The organism is bacterium (genome assembly GCA_019637795.1).
Taxonomy (GTDB): Bacteria; Desulfobacterota; Binatia; order HRBIN30; family CADEER01; genus JAHBUY01.
The window spans coordinates 718662-738507 of the sequence record JAHBUY010000002.1 but is presented as its reverse complement, the minus strand read 5'-3'; the positions used below and the strand labels follow the sequence as shown (position 1 = coordinate 738507).

Sequence of the window (19846 nt, the reverse complement as noted above, 5' to 3'; positions counted from 1 at the left end):
GCCTACCTGGCGGCGACGCTCGCGCGCCTGCGGCCCGAGGAGGCGGCGGCGGCGCGGGTGCTGCGCGACCTGGTGAGAGGCGAACGGCTGGGGGCATGATCCGCCGCTTCTCGTCGCGGCAGGGCCGCCTCGACCATCTCTTTCTGCGCGAGCGGCTGCTCGGCGCGCGGCGCTACGACCGTATCGCCGGTTACTTCCGCAGCTCGCTGCTGGAGCTGGTCTACGAGGACCTGGCGGCGATCGAGCAGGTGCGGGTGGTGTGCAACAGCGACCTCGATCCGCGCGACCTGTCGGTGGCCAGGAGCGCCGCGCAGCAGGCGATGGCGCTGCGCGAGAAGTGGTTCGAGCGGCCGCCGGAGGCGGAGAGCGTGCTCGGCCGCGACCGCTACCGCAAGCTCCACGCGCTGCTGGTGCGCGGCAATTTGCAGGTGCGGGTGGTCGGCCGGACGACGACGCCCTTCCTGCACGGCAAGGCAGGGGTGATCGAGCAGCGCGACGGCTCGGCGCTGGCGTTCATCGGCAGCAACAACGAGACCCGGCCGGGCTGGGGCGAGCACTACGAGATCGTCTGGGAGGACGACGACCCGGCGGCGGTGACCTGGGTGCGCCAGGAGTTCGAGTACCTGTGGGCGCAGGGCATCCCGCTGCCGGAGGCGATCATCGACGAGGTCGACCGCTGCGCCCGACGGGTCGAGTTCCGCCGCGTCGAGGACGTGCCGCCCGACGCCGTGGCGGCCGCGGCGATGGCCGAGGCGCCGATCTATGCGCGCGGCGAGGCGCTGATGCCGTGGCAGCAGTCCTTCGTCACGCTGTTCATGCAACACCGCGAGGCCCATCCAGCGGTGCGGCTGCTGCTGGCCGACGAGGTCGGCCTGGGCAAGACGTTGTCGCTGGCGGCGGCGGCCGTGCTGGCCAGCCTGCTCGGCGACGGCCCGGTGCTGATCCTCTGTCCGGCGACCCTGACCCAGCAATGGCAGGTCGAGCTGTGGGACAAGCTCGGCGTCCCCTCGGCGGTGTGGACCCGCCGTAAGACCTGGCTCGACCACACCGGGCACGAGATCCGCACGCGTGGCGCCGAGGACGTGGCGCGCTGCCCATACCAGATCGGCATCGTCTCGACCGGCCTGGTTTTCCAGCCGACCGCCGAGCGCGAGCACCTGCTCGGCCGGCGTTACGGCACCCTGGTGCTCGACGAGGCGCATCGCGCCCGGCGCGCCGGCGGCGTCGGGCGCAACGCCGGTCAGCCCAACAACCTCCTGGCCTTCATGCAGACGGCGGCGGAGCACGCCCGCCACGTCCTGCTGGGCACCGCCACGCCGGTGCAGACCGACGTCGCCGAGCTGTGGGATCTGCTCGACGTGCTGGCGCGCGGCGCCGAGCACGTGCTCGGCCGGCCAGGCAGCCGCTGGCGCTCGCCGCGCACCGCCCTCGACCTGGTGACCGGTGGGCGGCGGGTCACCGACGAGGACGAGGCCTGGGATCTGATCCGCAACCCGCTGCCGCCACGCGCCGACGATCCGCTCTTCGACCACGTCCGCAGCGACCTCGGGATCGGCGATGCGCAGGCATTCAGCAGTCGCGACCTCACGGCCGTCGACCGCTTCACCCGCGACGAGCTGGGCGAGCGCCTCGAGGGAACCGTCAACGGACTGGGCTTCTTCCAGCGCCACAATCCGATCGTCCGCCACACCATCCTGCGCAAGCGGGCGACGCTGGAGGCGCGCGGCCTGCTGCCGCGCATCGCCGTCGACATCCACCCGCGCCGCGCCGATCAGTCGGCGCTGTTCATCGGTCAGGGACTACTCACCGGCAGCGCCATCGACGCCGCCTATGCGGCGGCGCAGGAGTTCACGGACCTGTTCGGCCAACGGGCGCGGGCGGCGGGCTTCATGGAAAGCCTGCTTCTGCAGCGCATCTGCTCCAGCCTGGCGGCTGGCCAGGCGACCGCGCTGACGCTGCTCGGCCGAGACGGCGGAGCGGAGGAGGACGACGACGATCAGCCGCCGGTGCCGAGCGACCTGACCGACGCCGAGCGCGACGCGCTCGAGCGAGTGCTCGGTCACCTGCGCGAGCGTCCCGTCGATCCGAAGTTCGAAGCGGTGGTGCACTACCTGACCGGTGCGCCGCTCTGGTTGCGTCACGGCTGCATCATCTTCAGCCAATTCTACGACACCGCTCGCTGGGTCGCCGAGGCGCTGGCGGCGAAGCTGCCCGGCGAGCCGATCGGCCTCTACGCCGGCGCGAGCCGCAGCCGCATGCTGTGCGACGAGCGCCAGGCGAGCGTCGAGCGCGAGCTCATCAAGCGGGCGGTGCGCGATCGCGAGCTGCGTCTGGTGGTGGCGACCGACGCCGCCTGCGAGGGCCTCAACCTCCAGACCCTCGGCACGCTCATCAACGTCGACCTGCCGTGGAACCCCTCACGCCTCGAGCAGCGCCTCGGCCGCATCAAGCGCTTCGGCCAGACGCGCGACAGCGTCGACATGCTCAACCTCGTCTACCACGGCACCCGCGACGAGCAGGTCTACGAGCGGCTGTCGGCACGCATGCGCGACCGCTACGACATTTTCGGCTCGCTGCCCGACGTCATCGAAGACGACTGGATTACCGACATCGAACAGCTCGACCTGCGGCTGAGCGAGCTCATCGAGCGCCGCCAGCGCGCCAACGCCTTCGACATCCGCTACGCCGACACCGTCGACCCGTCCGGCGAACCGTGGGAGAAGTGCGCCCAGGTGCTGTCGCGCAAGGACGTGGTCGAGAGACTCTCGCGCGGCTGGTAGGCACCGTGATCGCGCGCTGCCCACCCGCGAGCGTGAGCGCGGCGCGCGAGTTGGAGACCTTCTTGCAAGGCACGCTGGCTGACCTGCATCGACATCGACGAGTTTCTCTTCGCGCCGTGCGAGTGGACACTGATCCCGACCCTGCGGCGCTTCGAGGAGTTTCCCGGCGTCGTCGTGCGCTGGCAGGTCTACGGTTCGAACGGCCAGATGCACGCCTCGCCGGAGCCGGTCATCGCCCGCTTCCCGCGGCGCGCACCCGCCGACTGGATCCGCAATCGACGCGTCAAATCGATCGTCGATCCCAGGCGCGCCGTGGCGCCGGTCAACTGCCATCACTTCGCCTACCGCGGCGGCGAGGTCGCCGTCGACGAGACCGGGGAGCGCGTCCGCCCGATCCCGCGGCCGCGCTTCAAGAAAGAGCTCAGACCTCTCTACCGTCTGCTCGGACCGGCCGTGCGCTATTTCGATCCGTTCGCGGCCGACAGCACCAGCTCGAAGATCTCGGTCGAGCAGCTGCGCATCAACCACTATCCGATCAAGTCGCGCGAGGAGTTCGCCAGAAAGTCGCGCATGATGGAGGGGACGAGGCGCTACGACAGCGTCGACTACTTCGCCTATCACGATCGCAACGACGTCTTCGATCCGATCCTGTCGCGCTACTTGCCGCACCTCGGACGGACGTCTTCCCTCACGCAGTCCTCGGTATCCCCGCCGGGTTGAGCGTGGCAGCGATGCGCGTCTCGCTCTCGATGGCGCCGTCGAGAGCGAAGTCGTGCCGCGGCGGCGGCCCGTCGATGGCCGCGCGCATGGCCGCGACGAGCATCTCGCGCGACGGCGCGTCGCCCTCGACGACGTGCGCCAAGCCGAGATCGGCACAGCGCCGTGCCCGGAACGTCTGCTCGGACATGATCGGATCCGGCGCCAGCACGGCGCGCGTCCGCGCTCGCAGCAGCGCGGCGCAGGTGTTGTAGCCGGCGCGGCTGATGGACAGCGTGGCTGCCGCGAGGACGGCCTCGAACTCCGGTCCGAACGGACGAACGCGCACCCGGCCGTCCTGGCCTGCGCGGCCTGCGGCAGGCGCCTGGTGGCGACCATCGCCGACCCGCGCCTGATCGCCCGCATCCTGGCGCACCTCGGATTGCCCCTTCAGCCGCCACCGCCGCTGCCCCCACCTCACCCGAGCTGCCTGTCCGCGGACCCGAGCTGACTCCGCCACCCCTGGCGCGCTCCCGGCGTCGCGTCGTCGCCCCCGTGCGCCCAGACGCGGCCCGCGCTGGTCCGCCGCTGTGGCTCTGATGGACCAGCTTCGTCCTTGCCAGTGGCGCGGGCAGGACGCTATGCCGCCTCCTCGGGGCTACCGGTCGCCAACGTCTGATACTGGCGGTTGATGTGAAATCGCCAGCTCATACGGACTACGCGCAAAGACTCGTCTCGATGCTGCGTCGATCAACCGGATGAAGTCCAAGGAAGGCCAGCAGTCTTCAGGCACGAGTCACCAACCACCCGAGGACCCGTCGGGAACAAACGCGTGACCCGAGGTGTAGGACAGCCCGCGCCCTCGGCGTCCTCCAGTGCTTGGCTGCACAGGACCGCTATTTCGCGGACATGCGGGGACGTTTGGGGAATTCCCTATTGCCGCAGCGTTCGGCGCCCTGCTAAAGGACTCACGTACGCGCGATCTCGAACCCGAGGGGGTCCATGTTCCGGATCGGGTCTATAGGGAAAGCGGTAATTGCAGCTTGGCTCGCAGTCGGCAGCGGCGCGAGCGCCCGGTGCGTCGGCGACTGCGATGGCAACGGTATGGTTGCAATCGACGAGCTTCTGACGGGCGTTCAAATGGCGCTGGTCCAGTCCGCTAGTGGATGTGCGGCCTTGGATCTTGACTCCGACGGGAGGATCACAATCCCGGAGCTCGTCGCGGCAGTCGGAGCGGCACTCAACGGCTGTTCCCCTCCTGTTAGTCCGTCTCCTACTGAGGGGACCCTCACGCCTATCCTTACGCAGACAGAAGCCCCCACTCCCACCCCCGCTTCGCCAAGATTCACAGTCGCGGGCTGTGTTAACGAATTCCCGGGAGAACCATGCGGGACGGGGTTCGCCACGGTCCTTTTGGCACCCCTCGGTCTCACGTCATCTCTCACGAACGGCAACTTCACGTTCGAGGGGATACCACCTGGCGACTATGTGTTGAGCGTGGTGCAGAAATGCAACTCCATCGGCTGTTGGAAGGACACTCCTATCACGGTTGTCGATCGCGACGTCTTTATCGCGATCGATATCGAGCGGGCCACACCGATGCCGACTACCACTGCCACCGTCACGCCAACCGCCACCTCCGGTTCGCCGGGATTTCAGGTGGCGGGCTGTGTAAACGAGTTTCCTGGTGAACCGTGTGGGGCTGGCTTCGCCACCGTTGTTTTGGCCCCGCTAGGCCTCACTTCTTCCCTAGCCAACGGCATCTTCACCTTCGATAACATACCACCAGGAAACTACGTATTGAGTGTAGCTCAGCACTGCAATCCTATCGGTTGCTGGAAACAGACGCCCGTCACATTGCTCGATCGCGATGTCTTTGTCGCGATCGACATAGAGCCGACCTCAGAACCCTAAGATAGCCGTTCACAATAACCGCGGACCGGCCCGGCCCACCATATTGGGGGGACTATGAATTGGCTGTACCGTAACGTCCTGCCTGGAACCGTCGTAGCCTGGGCTTTGTCTGCCGCGGTTGCTTCCGCGCAGGTCTGCATGCACCCTGGACTGCTGCCCAACGGAACAAGCGGTCTGGTTCCTGGCGACTGCTTCCCGACCTCGGGCCTCTTATTCCAAGGCTTGCCCTTATCCACGCTCCAACAGACGTTTGACTTGGATGTGACATATATCGAACGGACACCAAAGTATCCAAGCTACTGCCGCCACCATCTGGGGTGTCCCGGTCATGGCTTTTGCGATCAGGTTTGGGAATCGGTCGGCGGCGCCTCTTGCGAGCCGACAACCAAAACAAATAACTGCGAAGCTCTGGTGATTGATACAGCACATCCTGATGGAAAGCGATGGCCGGATCCGGCAGTGGGTCAGAATCCAGCCGAAACCGTGACCTATATCGCTCATATCATTAACAAGGGCGGGCAACAGGGTACCGCATTCTCATACTCATGGACAGAAAATGGGTCGGTGGTTGCCACCGGTAGCCACTCGGCCCTTGCGGCTGGCGCTGAGCTCACCCTACAGCTACAGAGACCGTGGTTGGCAGCGGTGGGTACGATCGACTTTGCGCTGACGCCCAACCAACCTGACCTCTTTAGCTCGAACAATCACCTCACAATCGACACCCACGCCCTGGCGCTTAAGATATTCGTCTACAAGAACGTATATGATGACTTCAATAAGCAGCAGAGCGCCTACTCGCTGACGTTTTCATTTGAGGACTGGATTCAAAAGCATATAGCCCTCATGAACGATAGACTAGCAGCATCTACCTACAATCCAGAGACTCCAAATGGGGTGCGCGAACGAGTGCGGATCGACAGCTTTCAAGTCTACACAGTCGCGGACAATCTCGCGGTAACGCCACAGAACGATCTAGATTTCTACTGCGAGGATGGAAACTGGCCTTATACCTCGGCTACGGTAGTCGCCAACATAATTAATGAGACGCCTCATTGGAACTTTATTCATGAGGTTGGACACCGCCTTCTGGGCCGCCCAGACGCGGCCCGCGCTGGTCCGCCGCTGTGGCTCTGATGGACCAGCTTCGTCCTTGCCAGTGGCGCGGGCAGGACGCTATGCCGCCTCCTCGGGGCTACCGGTCGCCAACGTCTGATACTGGCGGTTGATGTGAAATCGCCAGCTCATACGGACTACGCGCACGTGCATCCTGCGCGCCGCTGTAGCCCGGCGGAGTCGGTCGCTGCGGTGGCTCTCCTGAACGCACTGCGGCATCGCCACCGGCGTACCGGGTGCGCGCGTTGCCGGGTTGGTCTCTCGCTGTCGCTGGCGCAGCGCTCCGGCTCGGGCACGGCGCCACAATCGCGGGTCGTCGGGGACTCGACGAAGGTGGTGGTCGGAGTCGGCGTGGGCAGCGGCGTCCAGGGGTTGGTGTTCATCGCGGTCGGGGGGCTGGTCGAAGTCGGCCGCCGTCGAGCTCGCCGCGCGTGTCCTCGCCGAAGGCAGTGATGTCCCGGTAGCAGAGAAGAAAAAGGCCCGCTGCCGGGATCGGCGGCGGGCCTTTGGTGCTTCACGCCTGGTCGGCGCGGCTCACATCATGCCGCCCATGCCGCCCATGCCACCCATGCCGCCCGGCGGCATGCCCGGCGCGGCGGACTTCTCCTCCGGCTTCTCGGCGATCAGCGCCTCGGTGGTGAGGAGCATGCCGGCCACCGACGCCGCGTTCTGCAGCCCGGTGCGGACCACCTTGGTCGGGTCGACGATGCCGGCCTTGATGAGATCCTCGAACTCCTCCTTGGCGGCGTTGAAGCCGTAGGCGCCCTTGCCGTTCTTCACCCGGTCGAGCACGATCGAGCCCTCCCAGCCGGCGTTGCTGGCGATCCAGCGGCAGGGATCCTCGATGGCGCGGCGGACGATGTTGACGCCGACCTGCTCCTCCGGGCTGAGCTTCAGGCCCTCGAGCGCCGACGAGGCGCGGATCAGGGCCACGCCGCCGCCTGGGACGATGCCTTCCTCGACCGCGGCGCGGGTGGCGTGCAGCGCGTCCTCGACGCGCGCCTTCTTCTCCTTCATCTCGATCTCGGTCGCGGCGCCGACCCGGACCACCGCCACGCCGCCGACCAGCTTCGCCAGCCGCTCCTGCAGCTTTTCGCGGTCGTAGTCCGAGGTCGTCTCCTCGACCTGCGCCCGGATCTGCTTGATGCGGCCCTCGATGTCCGCCTTCTTGCCGGCGCCGTCGACGATGGTGGTGTTGTCCTTGTCGATGACGATGCGCTTGGCGCGCCCGAGATCGTTGAGCGTGATGTTCTCGAGCTTGATGCCCAGCTCCTCGGCGATCACCTTGCCGCCGGTGAGGATGGCGATGTCCTCGAGCATCGCCTTGCGGCGGTCGCCGAAGCCCGGCGCCTTCACCGCCGAGGCGTGCAGCGTGCCGCGAATCTTGTTCACCACCAGCGTCGCCAGCGCCTCGCCCTCGACGTCCTCGGCGATGATGATGAACGGCTTGCCGGTGCGCGCGATCGACTCCAGCACCGGCAGCAGGTCCTTCATGGCGCTGATCTTCTTCTCGTGGATCAGCAGGTACGCGTCCTCGAGCACCGCCTCCATCTTCTCCGGATCGGTGACGAAGTACGGCGACAGGTAGCCGCGGTCGAACTGCATGCCCTCGACCACTTCCAGCGTGGTGTCGAGGCTCTTCGCCTCCTCGACCGTGATGACGCCTTCCTTGCCGACCTTGTCCATCGCCTCGGCGATGATCTGGCCGATGGTGGCATCGTTGTTGGCCGAGATGGTCCCGACCTGGGCGATCTCCTTCTGGTCCTTGGTCGGCTTCGAGAGCGACTTGAGCTCCTTGGTGACCGCCTCGACCGCCTTGTCGATGCCGCGCTTCAGCGACATCGGGTCGTGGCCGGCGGCGACCATCTTGGCCCCCTCGGCGAAGATGGCGCGCGCCAGCACGGTGGCCGACGTCGTGCCGTCGCCGGCGACGTCCGAGGTCTTCGACGCGACCTCCTTCACCATCTGCGCGCCCATGTTCTCGAACTTGTCCTCGAGCTCGATCTCCTTGGCGACCGTGACCCCGTCCTTGGTCACGTTCGGCGCCCCGAACGACTTCTCGAGCACGACGTTGCGGCCCTTGGGGCCGAGCGTGACGGTCACCGCGTCGGCGAGCAGATTCACGCCGCGCAGGACCTTGTCACGCGCATCCTGGCTGAACTTTACGATCTTGGCAGGCATCTCATCTTCCTCCCGTTACTTGCCTTCGAGCACGCCGAGGATGTCGTCCTCGCGCATGATGAGGAAGTCCTCCCCATCGATCTTCACCTCGGTACCCGAGTACTTGCCGAACAGAATGCGGTCGCCGGCCTTCACGTCGAGCGGCGTCACCTTGCCGTCGTCGTTCACCTTGCCCTTCCCGACCGCCACGACCTTGCCCTCCTGGGGCTTCTCCTTGGCCGTGTCCGGAATGATGATGCCGCCCTTGGTCTTCTCCTCTTCCTGGACGCGCTGAACGATGACGCGATCCTGCAGCGGGCGAATTTTCATACCCTCTCTCCTTCCTTCCTTCGGTGATGTCCTGGTTTGGTAGGTCCCGCTGAGCGGGGTTCAACGCAACCCGGCCGAAAATCGGCCGCCGGACAAGTAGGTCCGGCGATGCCCGTGTCAACCGGTCGGGATCAACTTTTCTTGCGCTGCTCCTCTTCCATGTAGCGGCGGTAGAGGATCTCGTACTCGTGGCTGCCGGGCGGCACCTTGCGCGACAGCGAGGCGATCTTGCGACGCACGATCTCGTCGAGTCGCGCGTTCTGATCGTGCTGGCCCTCGAGGGCGCGCTTGATCGCCTGCAGCGCCAACCGCTCGTTCTCGATGTCCGCCAACCCCTCGGCGCGGAAGATCGACAGCACCTGGTGCGAGAGATGGGAGAGCCGCCCTTCGCTGAACCGGATCACAGGATAAAACCCCGTTCCTTGGCGATGCGGATCTTGAGTCCCTTCATCAGCTCCCGCTGGTCCATGCCGAGCGCCTGGCGGCCCAGCTTCTGCGCCGCGCGCTCGGCCTCTTCCTCGATCTCCTGCTCGGCCCGCAGGTTCTCGAGCAGCAGGCGCGCGACCCTCGCCACCAACTGCTTCTCCGCCACCTTCGGCTTGATGAAGCCGGCGTGGACGAGGCTCTGAACCACCTCGTCGGCGAGCCGGTTGATGGCCGCCTCGGGAACGTGCATCCGGCGACCATAGCGCCGACCCCGGCCCGCATCAATCGCACCGCGGAGGCGAAGCAGGGCACAGCGGCCTCTGTGTCCCTCCGCGGTGAAAGGTGGCAATCTGCGCCCCGATGCCGTCGACCGCATTCGATGCGCTCCGTCAGCTCGATCCGATGGCGCTCCTGACTGCCGCCGTCGCCGTGGGCCTGGCGTTGGGCCTGCTGCTGGGTTGGCTGATCGCACGGGCGCGGGCGAGCGCCTACGAGAGCCGGCTCGAGGAGCGGTCGCAGCGGGTGACCGGTCTCGAGGGCGAACGCGACCAGGCGCGCCAGGAGGCCGGGGCACTGCGGGACCAGTTGGCCGAGTCGCGCGCCCAACAGGCCCGCCTCGCCGCCCGGGCGGAGAGCGAGCGAGCGGCGGCGGACGAGAAGATCGGCCTGCTGCGCGACGCCGAACAGCAACTGCGGGAGGCCTTCGCGTCGCTATCGGCCGAGGCGCTGCGCCGCAACAACCAGTCGTTCCTCGAGCTCGCCCGCGCCTCTCTGGGCGAGTTCCAGAAGGGCGCCAGCGGGGAGCTCGAGACGCGACAGAAGGCGATCGCCGACCTGGTACAGCCGATCCGCGAGCACTTGCAGCTCGTCGGCCACCGCATCGAGGAGGTCGAAAAGCAGCGCATCGGCCACTACGCCTCGCTCAGCGAGCAGGTGAAATCGCTCGCCGACACGCAGCTCCGGCTGCAGGCGGAGACCGCCAACCTGGTGAAGGCCCTGCGAGCCCCGGCGGTGCGCGGCCGCTGGGGCGAGATCCAGCTCCGCCGGGTGGTCGAGATGGCCGGCATGGTCGCCTACTGCGACTTCGAGGAGCAACGCGTCGCCACCACCGACGACGGCCGCTTCCGCCCCGACGTCGTCGTCCGTCTCCCCGGCGGCAAGCAGGTGGTGATCGATGCCAAGGTGCCGCTCGGCGCCTATCTCGAAGCGCTCGAGGCGGGCGACGACGCCAAGCGCGAAGCGCACCTGCGCGATCACGCGCGCCAGGTGCGCGCCCACATGCTCAAGCTCGGCACCAAGTCCTACCAGAGCCAGTTCGAGGCGACGCCCGAGTTCGTCGTCATGTTCCTGCCCGGCGAGACCTTCTTCAGCGCCGCGCTGCAGGTCGATCCGGCGCTGATCGAGTACGGAGTCGAGCAGAAGGTCATCCCCGCCAGCCCGACGACCCTCATCGCCCTGCTGCGCGCCGTCGCCTACGGCTGGCGCCAGGAGGTGCTGGCCGAGAACGCGCAGCGGATCAGCGCCCTCGGCAAGGAGATGTACGAGCGCGTCGTCATCCTCGCCGACCACTTCGACGGCGTGCGCAAGGGGCTCGACGCCGCGATCCAGGCCTACAACCGCGCCGCCGGCTCGCTGGAATCGCGCCTCCTGGTGTCGGCGCGCCGCTTCAAGGACCTCGGCGCCGGCAGCGATCAGGAGGTGGGCCCGGTCGAGATGATCGACCGCGTTCCGCGCCAGCTCACCCTGGGCGGGGTGCCGGAGGAGGAGGAGATCGCACCGGCGGACGAGCCGTAGGCGCTTCGCATCGAAGCGGTGATGCCGGTTCGCCACGTCACCTCGGCGCTGGACAACCGGGGCGCCACGTTGCCATGTCTGGCACTGCCGGCCGGGACGAGCCCCGCGATCGCCCGTTGCCGGGAGACAGGCCGCCGCCGCTCGGGGTCGAAGGAGGGCTTGGCAGTGCACGACTGGACGCGAAAGCGATTCGCCACCGTGGGGCTGTCCCTGCTGTTGGGCGGGTGCACGATCACCCAGACCGCCCGGCCCGTGACGCTGCAGGCGACGGACCCGCGGACCGTGTGCGTCATCGAGGATCCAACAGTCGACCAGAGCTTCCTGCCGGCCTTCACGTCGGCACTCGAGCGCAAAGGGCTGGCGGTGAAGAGGTTGCCGCCCGGCTCGCCGCCGACCGCCTGCCCCCTCACGTCCACGTACTACGCGCGCTGGTCCTGGGACTTCACGCCGTACATGTCGCTTGCCAGGATCACCGTGTATCGCGACGGGGTCGAGGTGGGCGACGCGCTCTACGACGCCCCGAAGGCCGGTACGGCGCTGACCACCCGCATCTACGATTCGACCGAGTCGAAGGTCGGCTCGATGGTCGACCAGCTCTTCCCCGGCGGCCCGGTCAGCGCGAGTCGGTGACGGCGCTCGAGAGGCGATCGCGGCACCGCGCCGACGCCGTCCTCGCGCGGTAGTCGGCTGGCCCAATGCGCGGCTTCATCCTGACGCCGACCTATCGGATCCGCGCCGGCGTCCCCGAGGTGCGGCTGTACGGCGTGCTGGAGAACGGCCGCCCGTTCCTCGTCATCGACGACCGCGTCCGCCCCTACTTCTTCGTCCGCGCCGCCGACCGGGCACGCGTCGACGCCGTCATGCCCGGGCTCGGGCTCGAGGACACCCCGCTCCGCACCTTCGCCGGCGAACCGGTGGCGCGGATCACCCTGGCGGTGCCCGGCGACGTGCCGGCGCTGCGCACCCGACTCGAAGCCGCCGGCGTCGAGTGCTTCGAAGCCGACGTGCGCTTCGCCAGCCGCTATCTCATCGACCGCGGCATCCGCGGCGCCCTCCGCATCGAGGGCGCCAGCGAGCCACGGGAGCGCCTCGGGCTGGTGTTCCGCAATCCGACACTCGGCCCCTGTCACTGGACGCCGGCCCTCAAGGTGCTGTCGATCGACATCGAGACCGATCCGCAGGCCAACCAGGTGCTGTCGATCGCGCTCCATGCCCCGCAGCTCAGCCGGGTGCTGATCGTCCACCAGCACGCCTTCCCGCACGCCGAGCCGGTGCACTCGGAGCGCGCGCTGCTGCAGCGCTTCCTCGCCTACCTCGACGAGCTCGATCCCGACGTCATCACCGGCTGGAACGTCGCCGAGTTCGACCTCGCGGTGCTCGCCCGCCGCGCCCGCCACTACAATCTGCCCTTCCCGATCGGCCGCAGCGACGAGCCGTTCGAGCTGCGGCGCGAGCTCGGCTACACGCGCGGCGCCCGCGCCATCACCCACGGCCGCCTGGTGCTCGACGGCCTGTCGCTGCTGCACGGCGCCTTCATCCGCCTCCCGGACTACCGCCTCGAGACGGCCGCCCGGACGCTCCTCGGCCGCGGCAAGCTGATCGGCGGCGGCAACCACCGCGCCGAGGCGATCCTGCGCGCCTACCACGACGATCCCGAGCGCTTCGTCGCCTACAACCTCGAGGACGCGCGCCTGGTGAGCGACATCCTGGCGCAGACCGGGCTCATCGAGCTCGCCGTCGAGCGCAGCCTGCTCACCGGCATGCCGCTCGATCGCGTCAGCGCCGCCATCGCCTCGGTCGACGCCCTCTATCTCGGCGCCCTGCGCCAGCGCGGCCGCGTCGCCCCGTCGGTCGGCGCCGACGTCGGCGACGCGCGCCTGACCGGCGGCTACGTGATGGACTCCGTCCCCGGCCTCTACCGCAACGTCCTCGTCTTCGACTTCAAGAGCCTGTACCCGAGCATCATCCGCACCTTCAATCTCGATCCGCTGGCGCTGCTGCCGGCAGGCGACCACAGCGATGCCATCGTCGCTCCCAACGGCGCCCGCTTCCGCCGCGACGAGCGCGGCATCCTCCCCGAGCTGGTCGAGCAACTCGGCGCCGCCCGCGAGGAAGCGAAGCGCGCGGGCCGCGGCGTCAAGTCGCACGCCATCAAGATCCTCATGAATTCGCTGTACGGCGTGCTCGGCGCCGGCGCCTCGCGCCTCTTCTCGCCCGCGGTCTCGAACGCCATCACCCACTTCGGCCAGTTGCTCATCCGCGCCGCCGCCGAGATCGCCGCCGCCGCCGGCCACCGCGTCATCTACGGCGACACCGATTCGCTCTTCGTCCACGCCGGCGACATCGAGCCCGCCACCGCCCTCGCCCACGCCGACACGCTGCGCCTCGCCATCGGCGACGCCGTGGCGCAGATCGTCCGCGACCGCTTCGGCTGCGAGAGCCACCTCGACCTCGAGTTCGAGAAGCTCTACCTGCGCTTCTTCCTGCCCGAGGTGCGCAGCGGCAGGACCGGCAGCAAGAAGCGCTACGCCGGCCTGCTGCGCGACCCGGACGGCCGCACCCACATCGAGTTCGTCGGCCTCGAATCGGTGCGCCGCGATTGGAGCGAGGTCAGCAAGCGCTTCCAACTCGGCCTCCTGGAACGGGTCTTCGCCGATCAGCCGGTCGACGCGTTCGTCCGCCAGTTCGTCGCCGACCTGCGCGCCGGCCGCCACGACGACGCCCTCGCCTACCGCAAGGCGGTGCGAAAGGACCTCGACGCCTACACCAAGACCACCCCGCCACACGTCCGCGCCGCCCGCCTCCTCGGCGAGGGCGCCGGCCGCATCGTCACCTACACGATGACCCACAAGGGACCCGAGCCGGCCGGCGAGGAAACCGCCGCCCCCGACTACGCTCACTACGTCGACCACCAACTCAAACCGGTCGGCGACGCCATCCTCCGCTTCCTCGGCACCGACTTCGACACCCTCACCGGCGCCCAACGCCAACTGTCCCTGTTCTGAGCCCGGCCCGACGTACATTCGGAAGCCCGCACCGGGTATTGATTATCTCCTTGACAGGATAGTGATACTGGTATTGATAAGCGACATGGACATTGCCGTCGCCTTGCGGGGAAGTGATTCAGTGCCGGAGACCACGCGGGCCGCGGTCGGAGCGGGACCTCGCTGCCGCTTCGTGAATGTCGACGGCGTGCGACTGGCGTATGACGACGAGGGCAGGGGGCCGGTGGTGGTCTGTCTGCACGCCGTCGGGCATGGGGCCGGGGACTTTGCCGGCTTCCGCGCCCGGCATCGCGATCGCTTCCGGGTCATCGCCCTGGACTGGCCGGGGCAGGGGCGTTCGGACGCCGATCGGGTGGCGCCGAGCGGCCAGCGCTATGCGGCGATGCTGGAAGCGGCGCTCGACGCGCTGGCGCTCGACCGGGTGGTGCTGCTCGGCAACTCGATCGGCGGCGCGGCCGCTCTGCGGGTGGCGGCGAACCGCCCCGGCCGGGTGCGCGGCGTGATCGCCTGCAACCCCGGTGGGCTGGTCGCGCACGGCCTGCGGAAGCGTCTCTTCACCGGCGCCATGGCGCGCTTCTTCTCCCGCGGGGCGCGCGGCGGTCGGTGGACGCGGCGGGCGTTCGCCGCCATGTATCGCGGGGTCCTGAGCGAGGCGCCGGCGGCCGAGCAGCGCGCCCGCATCGTCGCCACCTGGCCGGAGGTGGCGGCACTGCTCGCCGCCGCCTGGCGGAGCTTCGGTCAGCCGGACGACGACCTGACGCCGCTGTTGCCGCGCATCGCGTGTCCGGCGCTGATCGCCTGGTCCACCGGCGACCGCCTGAACCCGCTCGCCTTCAATCGGCCGGGCATCGCTGCCCTGCGCAACGGCGAGCTCGCGATCTTCCGCGGCGGGCACGCCCCGTTCCTCGAGTGCCCGCAGGACTTCGACGCCACCTTCGCCCGCTTCCTGGCGCGATTGCAATGAGCGCCGAGACCACGGCGCGGCTGCGTCTGGCGCGCGCGGCCGAGGGGCGACCGCGGCGCGGCACGCCCGAGGGAACGCGCGAGCGGCTGATCGCCGCCGCGGCGGAGGTGCTGAACCGCGATGGCTACTTCGGCACCGACTCCAACGCCATCGCCCGCGCCGCCGGCTATTCGCCGGCGACCTTCTACAAGCACTTCGAGGACAAGCGGGCGATCCTGCTCGCCGCCTACGAGCGCTGGGTCGGCGCCGAGTGGCGCCACGTCGCGGGCACCGTGCGCGCCGGGCTGCCGGCCGCCGAGGCGGCGCGCCATCTGACGACGTGGGTGATCGCCCACCATCGCCGCTGGCGCGGTCTGCGCGCCAGCCTGCTGGCGCTGGTCGGCGTCGACGACGTGGTGCGCGCCTTCTATCTCACCCAGCGGCGCCGCCAGCTCGAGTGGCTGGCGGAGCTCCGCCGCCCCGCCGCCGCGGCGTCGGCGGGGCGCGAGGCGGATGCGCTGCGCCTCTACACCTTCGAGCGCGCCTGCGACGCGATCGCCAACGGCGAGACGGCGGCGCTCGGGCTCGATGCCGAGCGGTTCGAGGCGCTGATCGCGGAACAGATGGCGGGCGCCTGGCGCGCGTGACTCGCCCGCCGGCCCGCAGTAGCTGCCCAGTTCTTCGACGAACTGCTAGACCTCGCCGCGATGCGCCGCAGCCGTCTCCTCCTCGTCGCCCCGTTGTTGGCGGCGTGCGCCGCACGATCCCCGGCGCCCTCCTTCCTCGTTCCCGGCCCGGCCGGCACCGACCTGGTCACCCAGGCCCTCGCCGCGGCGCCGATCCAGCCCGACCAGACCCTGCGCGTTCAGCCGCTGCTGCAGGGAGAGGAAGCGAGCGTCTCGGTGGTCCAGATCCGCGACCGCGAAGCGCCGCACATCCACACCCGCTACGACCTCACCGTGCTGTTGGCCCGCGGCCACGGCACCCTCTGGCTCGCCGGCGTGGCGCGGGCGATGCGCCCCGGGGACGCGGCGTTCATCCCGCGCGGCACGCCGCACTGGTTCGTCAACGAAGGCGCCGAACCGGCGGTGTCCGTCGTCGTGTACGCGCCGCCCTTCAGCGGTCCGGACCAGGCGCCGGTGCCCTGACCCGGCCGGGCCGCCGTGCTAGGGTCCGGCGTCGTCATGGCGATCAACATCACGCGCGTCTACACGCGCACCGGCGACGCGGGCACTACGGCGCTGGTCGGCGGCGAACGCGTCGCCAAGGACTCGCGCCGCGTCGAGTGCTACGGGGAGCTCGACGAGCTCAACGCCATCCTCGGCCTCGCCCGCAGCTTCAACGCGCAGGGCGACGCGACGCCGGCCCGCCGCCGCCTCGATGACATTCTCACCCGGCTGCAGAACGAGCTGTTCGATCTCGGCAGCGAGCTGGCGACGCCGCCGGAGGCCGAGTACGAGGGCATGTTCACGGTCGGCGCCGACGACGTCCGCGCCCTCGAGCGGATCATGGACGCGTGCCAGCGCGATCTCGAGCCGCTGCGCTCGTTCGTCCTGCCCGGCGGCGGCCCGGTGAGCGCGGTGCTGCACCACGCGCGCACCGTCTGCCGGCGCGCCGAGCGCCAGATCATCCGCCTGGCGCGCGAGGAGCCGATCGGCGCCCAGGTCATTCCCTACGTGAACCGCCTGAGCGATCTCCTGTTCGTGCTCTCGCGCTGGATCGGCAAGCAGAACGGCGAGGCCGAGTACCTGTGGCAACGCGGCCTGCGCAATCGCGACCGCCCGGCGGCCGCGCGCAAGCGACCTTCGGCGAGCCCCACCAACAACCCGGCGCGCCCCGGTAGACGCGGAAAGGATCGTCGGTGAGTCTCTACCTCAAGCAACTGCCGCTCGGCCCGATGCAGAATTTCGTCTACCTGATCGGCGACACGACGACGCGGCGCGCGGTCGCCGTCGATCCGGCCTGGGACATCGACGCGGTGCTCAACACGCTGGCCGCCGACGACATGACGCTCGAGGCGGCGCTGATCACCCACTTCCATCCGGACCACATCGGCGGCCGGCTGATGGGCCATCACATCGCCGGCCCGGTCGAGCTGCTGGCGCGCGGCGCGAAGATCAAGGTGTACGTCCACAAGGACGAGGCCGACTACGTGCCGCGGGTGTGCGATCTGTCGAAGACCGATCTGGCGCTGTGCGAGAGCGGCGACGTGCTCGACCTCGGCGAGCAGCGCATCCGCTTCCTGCACACACCGGGGCACACGCCCGGCTCGCAGTGCTTCCTGGTCGGCGACAGCCTGGTCTCCGGCGACACGCTGTTCATCGGTGGCTGCGGCCGCGTCGACCTGCCGGGCAGCGATCCGGCGCAGATGTACGACAGCCTGGTCAACAAGCTGAAGGCGCTGCCCGACGACACCGTGCTCTATCCCGGCCACGACTACGCCGACCGGCCGCGCTCCACCATGGGCGAGGAGAAACGGCGCAATCTCTACCTCCGCTTCGAGCGCCTCGAGGACTTCATGGGGATGATGGGCTACTGATGCCCCGCCCCCTGCTCTTCGCCTACGGCACGCTGCGCGATGCGCGGCAGCGCGCCCTGGTGTTGAACGGGACGCCATCGCGCGCGCTCGGCACGGGCACCGTCGCCGGCGCGCTCTACGACCTCGGCGGCTATCCCGGCCTGCTGCCCGGCAGCGATCCGGTGCCGGGCACGATCATCGAGCTCGGCGACCCGACCGCGCTCGCCCGCCTCGACGAGTACGAGGGCGTGGCGCAGGGACTCTACGTTCGCGAGCGGGCGGCCGCGCGCCGCGACGGCGGTGGCGTCGTGGAGACGTGGGTGTACCGCTATAACTGCCCGGTGATCGGCCGCCGCCGCATCCGCGCCTGGACGCCCGGCCGGCGCCTGCTCACGCCGTCGTAGCCGCGATCACCCCGCCGGCGACGAGCTGACGGTAGGTGGTGTAGCCGCCCGACAGGTTGGCGGCGCGATAGCCGCGCTGCAGCAGAAAGCGAGTCGCGTAGTACGCGCGCTGGCCGACACCGCAGTAGCAGGCGATCGGCTCCCCGGCGCTCAGCTCGCCGACCCGCTCGCGCAACTGCGACAGCGGCAGGTTGCGCGCCCCGGGGATGTGACCGGCGGCGAACTCGTCCGGGTCGCGCACGTCGACGAGCTGCGCGACGGCAGCGAGCGCCCGCCAGTCGGCGAGCGGCATCAGGCCGTCGAGGTGGTTGACCGCGATCATGCCGGCGAGATTCACCGGATCCTTGGCGCCGCCGAACTGCGGCGCGTAGCAGAGCTCGGCCTCCGCCAGATCGCGGACCGTACCGCCGAGCTGGATCATGGTCGCGATCACGTCGATGCGCTTCTCGACCCCTTCGAGCCCGACCGCCTGCGCGCCGAGAATGCGGCCATCGGGAACGCGGAAGAGCAGCTTCAGGTGGATCGGTTTCGCGCCCGGATAGTAGCCGGCGTGGTGGCCGGGATGGAGGTACACGCAGGCGGCGTCGGCGACGCCGCTGCGCTGCAATCCCTTTTCGCTCGCGCCGGTGGTGGCGACGGTGAGCCCGAAGACGCCGACCACCGCGGTCGCCTGCACGCCGCGAAAGCTGCGCGGGCGACCGGCGATCGACTCGGCGGCGATCCGGCCCTGGCGGTTGGCCGGGCCGGCGAGCGGAACGATCACCTCCTGGCCGCTGATGACGTCGCGCACCTCGACCGCGTCGCCGACCGCCCAGATGTGCGGATCCGCCGTGCGCATCTGGCTGTCCACGGCGATGCCGCCGCGCTCGCCGAGCGGCAGCCCGGCCGCGACCGCGAGCCCGGTCTCGGCACGCACGCCGATCGAGAGGATCACCAGATCGGCGGCGAGCCGCGCCCCGCGCTCGGTGAGCGCCACCAGTCCCTCGCCGTCGGTCGCGAACCCCGCGAGGCCGTCGCCGAGGTGCAGCGCCACGCCGCTGGCCGTCAGATGCTGCTGCACCGGCGCCGCCATCTCCGCGTCGAGCGGCGGCATCACCTGCGGGAGCTTCTCGAGGATCGTCACCGCGAGGCCACGGTGCGCGAGGTTTTCCGCCATCTCGAGGCCGATGAACCCGCCGCCGACCACGAGCGCGCGCCGCGGCCGCCGCTCCTCGATCCAGCTCCGGATGCGGCGGGTGTCGGGAATGGTGCGCACCGCGAAGATGCCGGGCAGGTCGATGCCGGGCAGCGGCGGCCGGATCGGCGCCGCGCCGGGCGCGAGCAACAGCGCGTCGTAGCGCTCCTCGCGCTGCCGCGGCCCGCCGGCGGCGTCGAGGTCGACGACGGTGATCACGCGCCGCGCGCGGTCGATGGCGGTCACCTCGTGGCGGGTGAAGACATCGATGTTGAAGCGCTGGCGGAAGAGCTCGCGCGACGCGACCAGCAGGCTGCGCTCGTCGGCGATGACGTTGCCGACGAAGTACGGCAGGCCGCAGTTGGCGAACGACACGTGCGGTCCGCGGTCGAACAGCGCGATCTCCGCCGCCTCGTCCAACCGCCGCAGTCGCGCCGCGCACGACGCGCCACCGGCAACGCCGCCGACCATCAGAACCCGCTTGCCCATCGTCTCGGACCCTCCGGTGGCGACTCTAGCGTGTGTCGGCGCCGGCGCCACCGCTCGATTGACGCTCCGCCGGCCCTCGCGTAGCGTCCGCGCACGCGAA

Annotated in this window: 19 protein-coding genes; 13 read left to right on the top strand and 6 right to left on the bottom strand. The window is 69.3% G+C overall.

From position 1 onward, the window contains the following. The first annotated feature begins 95 nt into the window (after positions 1–95). Complete coding sequence (locus KF840_08480; GenBank protein MBX3024934.1) at positions 96–2780, top strand: DEAD/DEAH box helicase; 2685 nt, start codon at positions 96–98, stop codon at positions 2778–2780. A gap of 174 nt (positions 2781–2954) precedes the next feature. Further along, entirely contained in the window at positions 2955–3500 is a 546-nt protein-coding gene (locus tag KF840_08475; protein MBX3024933.1) for a hypothetical protein, read from the top strand. On the opposite strand, the gene KF840_08470 is transcribed toward KF840_08475, so the two are convergent. After that, entirely contained in the window at positions 3469–3912 is a 444-nt protein-coding gene (locus KF840_08470; GenBank protein ID MBX3024932.1) for a hypothetical protein, read from the bottom strand. The two genes, KF840_08475 and KF840_08470, sit on opposite strands and share 32 nt — an antisense overlap. Positions 3913–4964: 1052 nt before the next feature. Here KF840_08470 and KF840_08465 point away from each other — a divergent pair. Both KF840_08465 and KF840_08460 read left to right on the top strand, forming a co-directional pair. Then, the gene (locus KF840_08465) at positions 4965–5390 is read left to right on the top strand and encodes a hypothetical protein (protein MBX3024931.1); all 426 of its coding nucleotides are present in this window, start codon (positions 4965–4967) and stop codon (positions 5388–5390) included. Positions 5391–5444: 54 nt separating this feature from the next. After that, the gene (locus KF840_08460) at positions 5445–6524 is read left to right on the top strand and encodes a hypothetical protein (GenBank protein MBX3024930.1); all 1080 of its coding nucleotides are present in this window, start codon (positions 5445–5447) and stop codon (positions 6522–6524) included. A 513-nt stretch (positions 6525–7037) separates the two neighbouring features. Here KF840_08460 and groL read toward each other — a convergent pair. The 4 genes from groL to KF840_08440 form a co-directional block, all read right to left on the bottom strand. Next, on the bottom strand, positions 7038–8684 hold the full coding sequence (gene groL / locus KF840_08455) for a chaperonin GroEL (protein MBX3024929.1): 1647 nt from the start codon (positions 8682–8684) through the stop codon (positions 7038–7040). Positions 8685–8699: 15 nt separating this feature from the next. Further along, the gene (gene groES, locus KF840_08450; GenBank protein MBX3024928.1) at positions 8700–8993 is read right to left on the bottom strand and encodes a co-chaperone GroES; all 294 of its coding nucleotides are present in this window, start codon (positions 8991–8993) and stop codon (positions 8700–8702) included. 131 nt (positions 8994–9124) lie between these two features. Next, positions 9125–9397, bottom strand: a complete 273-nt coding sequence (locus tag KF840_08445) for a DUF507 family protein (GenBank protein ID MBX3024927.1) — start codon at positions 9395–9397, stop codon at positions 9125–9127. Further along, positions 9394–9669 carry a DUF507 family protein gene (locus KF840_08440; protein MBX3024926.1) on the bottom strand — a complete coding sequence of 92 codons (276 nt, stop codon included), beginning with the start codon at positions 9667–9669 and terminating at the stop codon, positions 9394–9396. Before KF840_08440 ends, KF840_08445 begins: the two co-directional genes overlap by 4 nt. Positions 9670–9779: 110 nt before the next feature. Here KF840_08440 and rmuC point away from each other — a divergent pair, with 110 nt between their 5' ends. The 9 genes from rmuC to KF840_08395 all read left to right on the top strand — a co-directional run bounded on the left by rmuC (position 9780) and on the right by KF840_08395 (position 18083). Then, positions 9780–11213, top strand: coding sequence for a DNA recombination protein RmuC (gene rmuC, locus KF840_08435; protein ID MBX3024925.1), 1434 nt, complete (start codon positions 9780–9782; stop codon positions 11211–11213). A 165-nt stretch (positions 11214–11378) separates the two neighbouring features. Continuing rightward, positions 11379–11843, top strand: coding sequence for a hypothetical protein (locus KF840_08430; protein MBX3024924.1), 465 nt, complete (start codon positions 11379–11381; stop codon positions 11841–11843). A 65-nt stretch (positions 11844–11908) separates the two neighbouring features. Further along, positions 11909–14218: a DNA polymerase II gene (locus tag KF840_08425; protein ID MBX3024923.1), complete on the top strand. Its 2310-nt coding sequence runs from the start codon at positions 11909–11911 to the stop codon at positions 14216–14218. Positions 14219–14405: 187 nt separating this feature from the next. Next, positions 14406–15182, top strand: a complete 777-nt coding sequence (locus KF840_08420) for an alpha/beta hydrolase (protein ID MBX3024922.1) — start codon at positions 14406–14408, stop codon at positions 15180–15182. Then, on the top strand, positions 15179–15808 hold the full coding sequence (locus KF840_08415) for a TetR/AcrR family transcriptional regulator (protein MBX3024921.1): 630 nt from the start codon (positions 15179–15181) through the stop codon (positions 15806–15808). The genes KF840_08420 and KF840_08415 overlap by 4 nt, the downstream gene beginning before the upstream one ends. Positions 15809–15868: 60 nt before the next feature. After that, positions 15869–16309, top strand: a complete 441-nt coding sequence (locus KF840_08410; protein ID MBX3024920.1) for a cupin domain-containing protein — start codon at positions 15869–15871, stop codon at positions 16307–16309. 36 nt (positions 16310–16345) lie between these two features. After that, positions 16346–17026 (top strand): cob(I)yrinic acid a,c-diamide adenosyltransferase, encoded by a 681-nt coding sequence (locus KF840_08405; protein ID MBX3024919.1) that lies wholly within the window; start codon positions 16346–16348, stop codon positions 17024–17026. Then, positions 17023–17700, top strand: a complete 678-nt coding sequence (locus KF840_08400) for an MBL fold metallo-hydrolase (GenBank protein MBX3024918.1) — start codon at positions 17023–17025, stop codon at positions 17698–17700. The genes KF840_08405 and KF840_08400 overlap by 4 nt, the downstream gene beginning before the upstream one ends. Further along, a complete protein-coding gene (locus KF840_08395; GenBank protein ID MBX3024917.1) occupies positions 17700–18083 on the top strand; it encodes a gamma-glutamylcyclotransferase in 384 nt (127 codons plus the stop codon). The genes KF840_08400 and KF840_08395 overlap by 1 nt, the downstream gene beginning before the upstream one ends. Here KF840_08395 and KF840_08390 read toward each other — a convergent pair. Beyond that, on the bottom strand, positions 18070–19746 hold the full coding sequence (locus KF840_08390; protein ID MBX3024916.1) for an FAD-dependent oxidoreductase: 1677 nt from the start codon (positions 19744–19746) through the stop codon (positions 18070–18072). The two genes, KF840_08395 and KF840_08390, sit on opposite strands and share 14 nt — an antisense overlap. Positions 19747–19846: the final 100 nt, after the last annotated feature.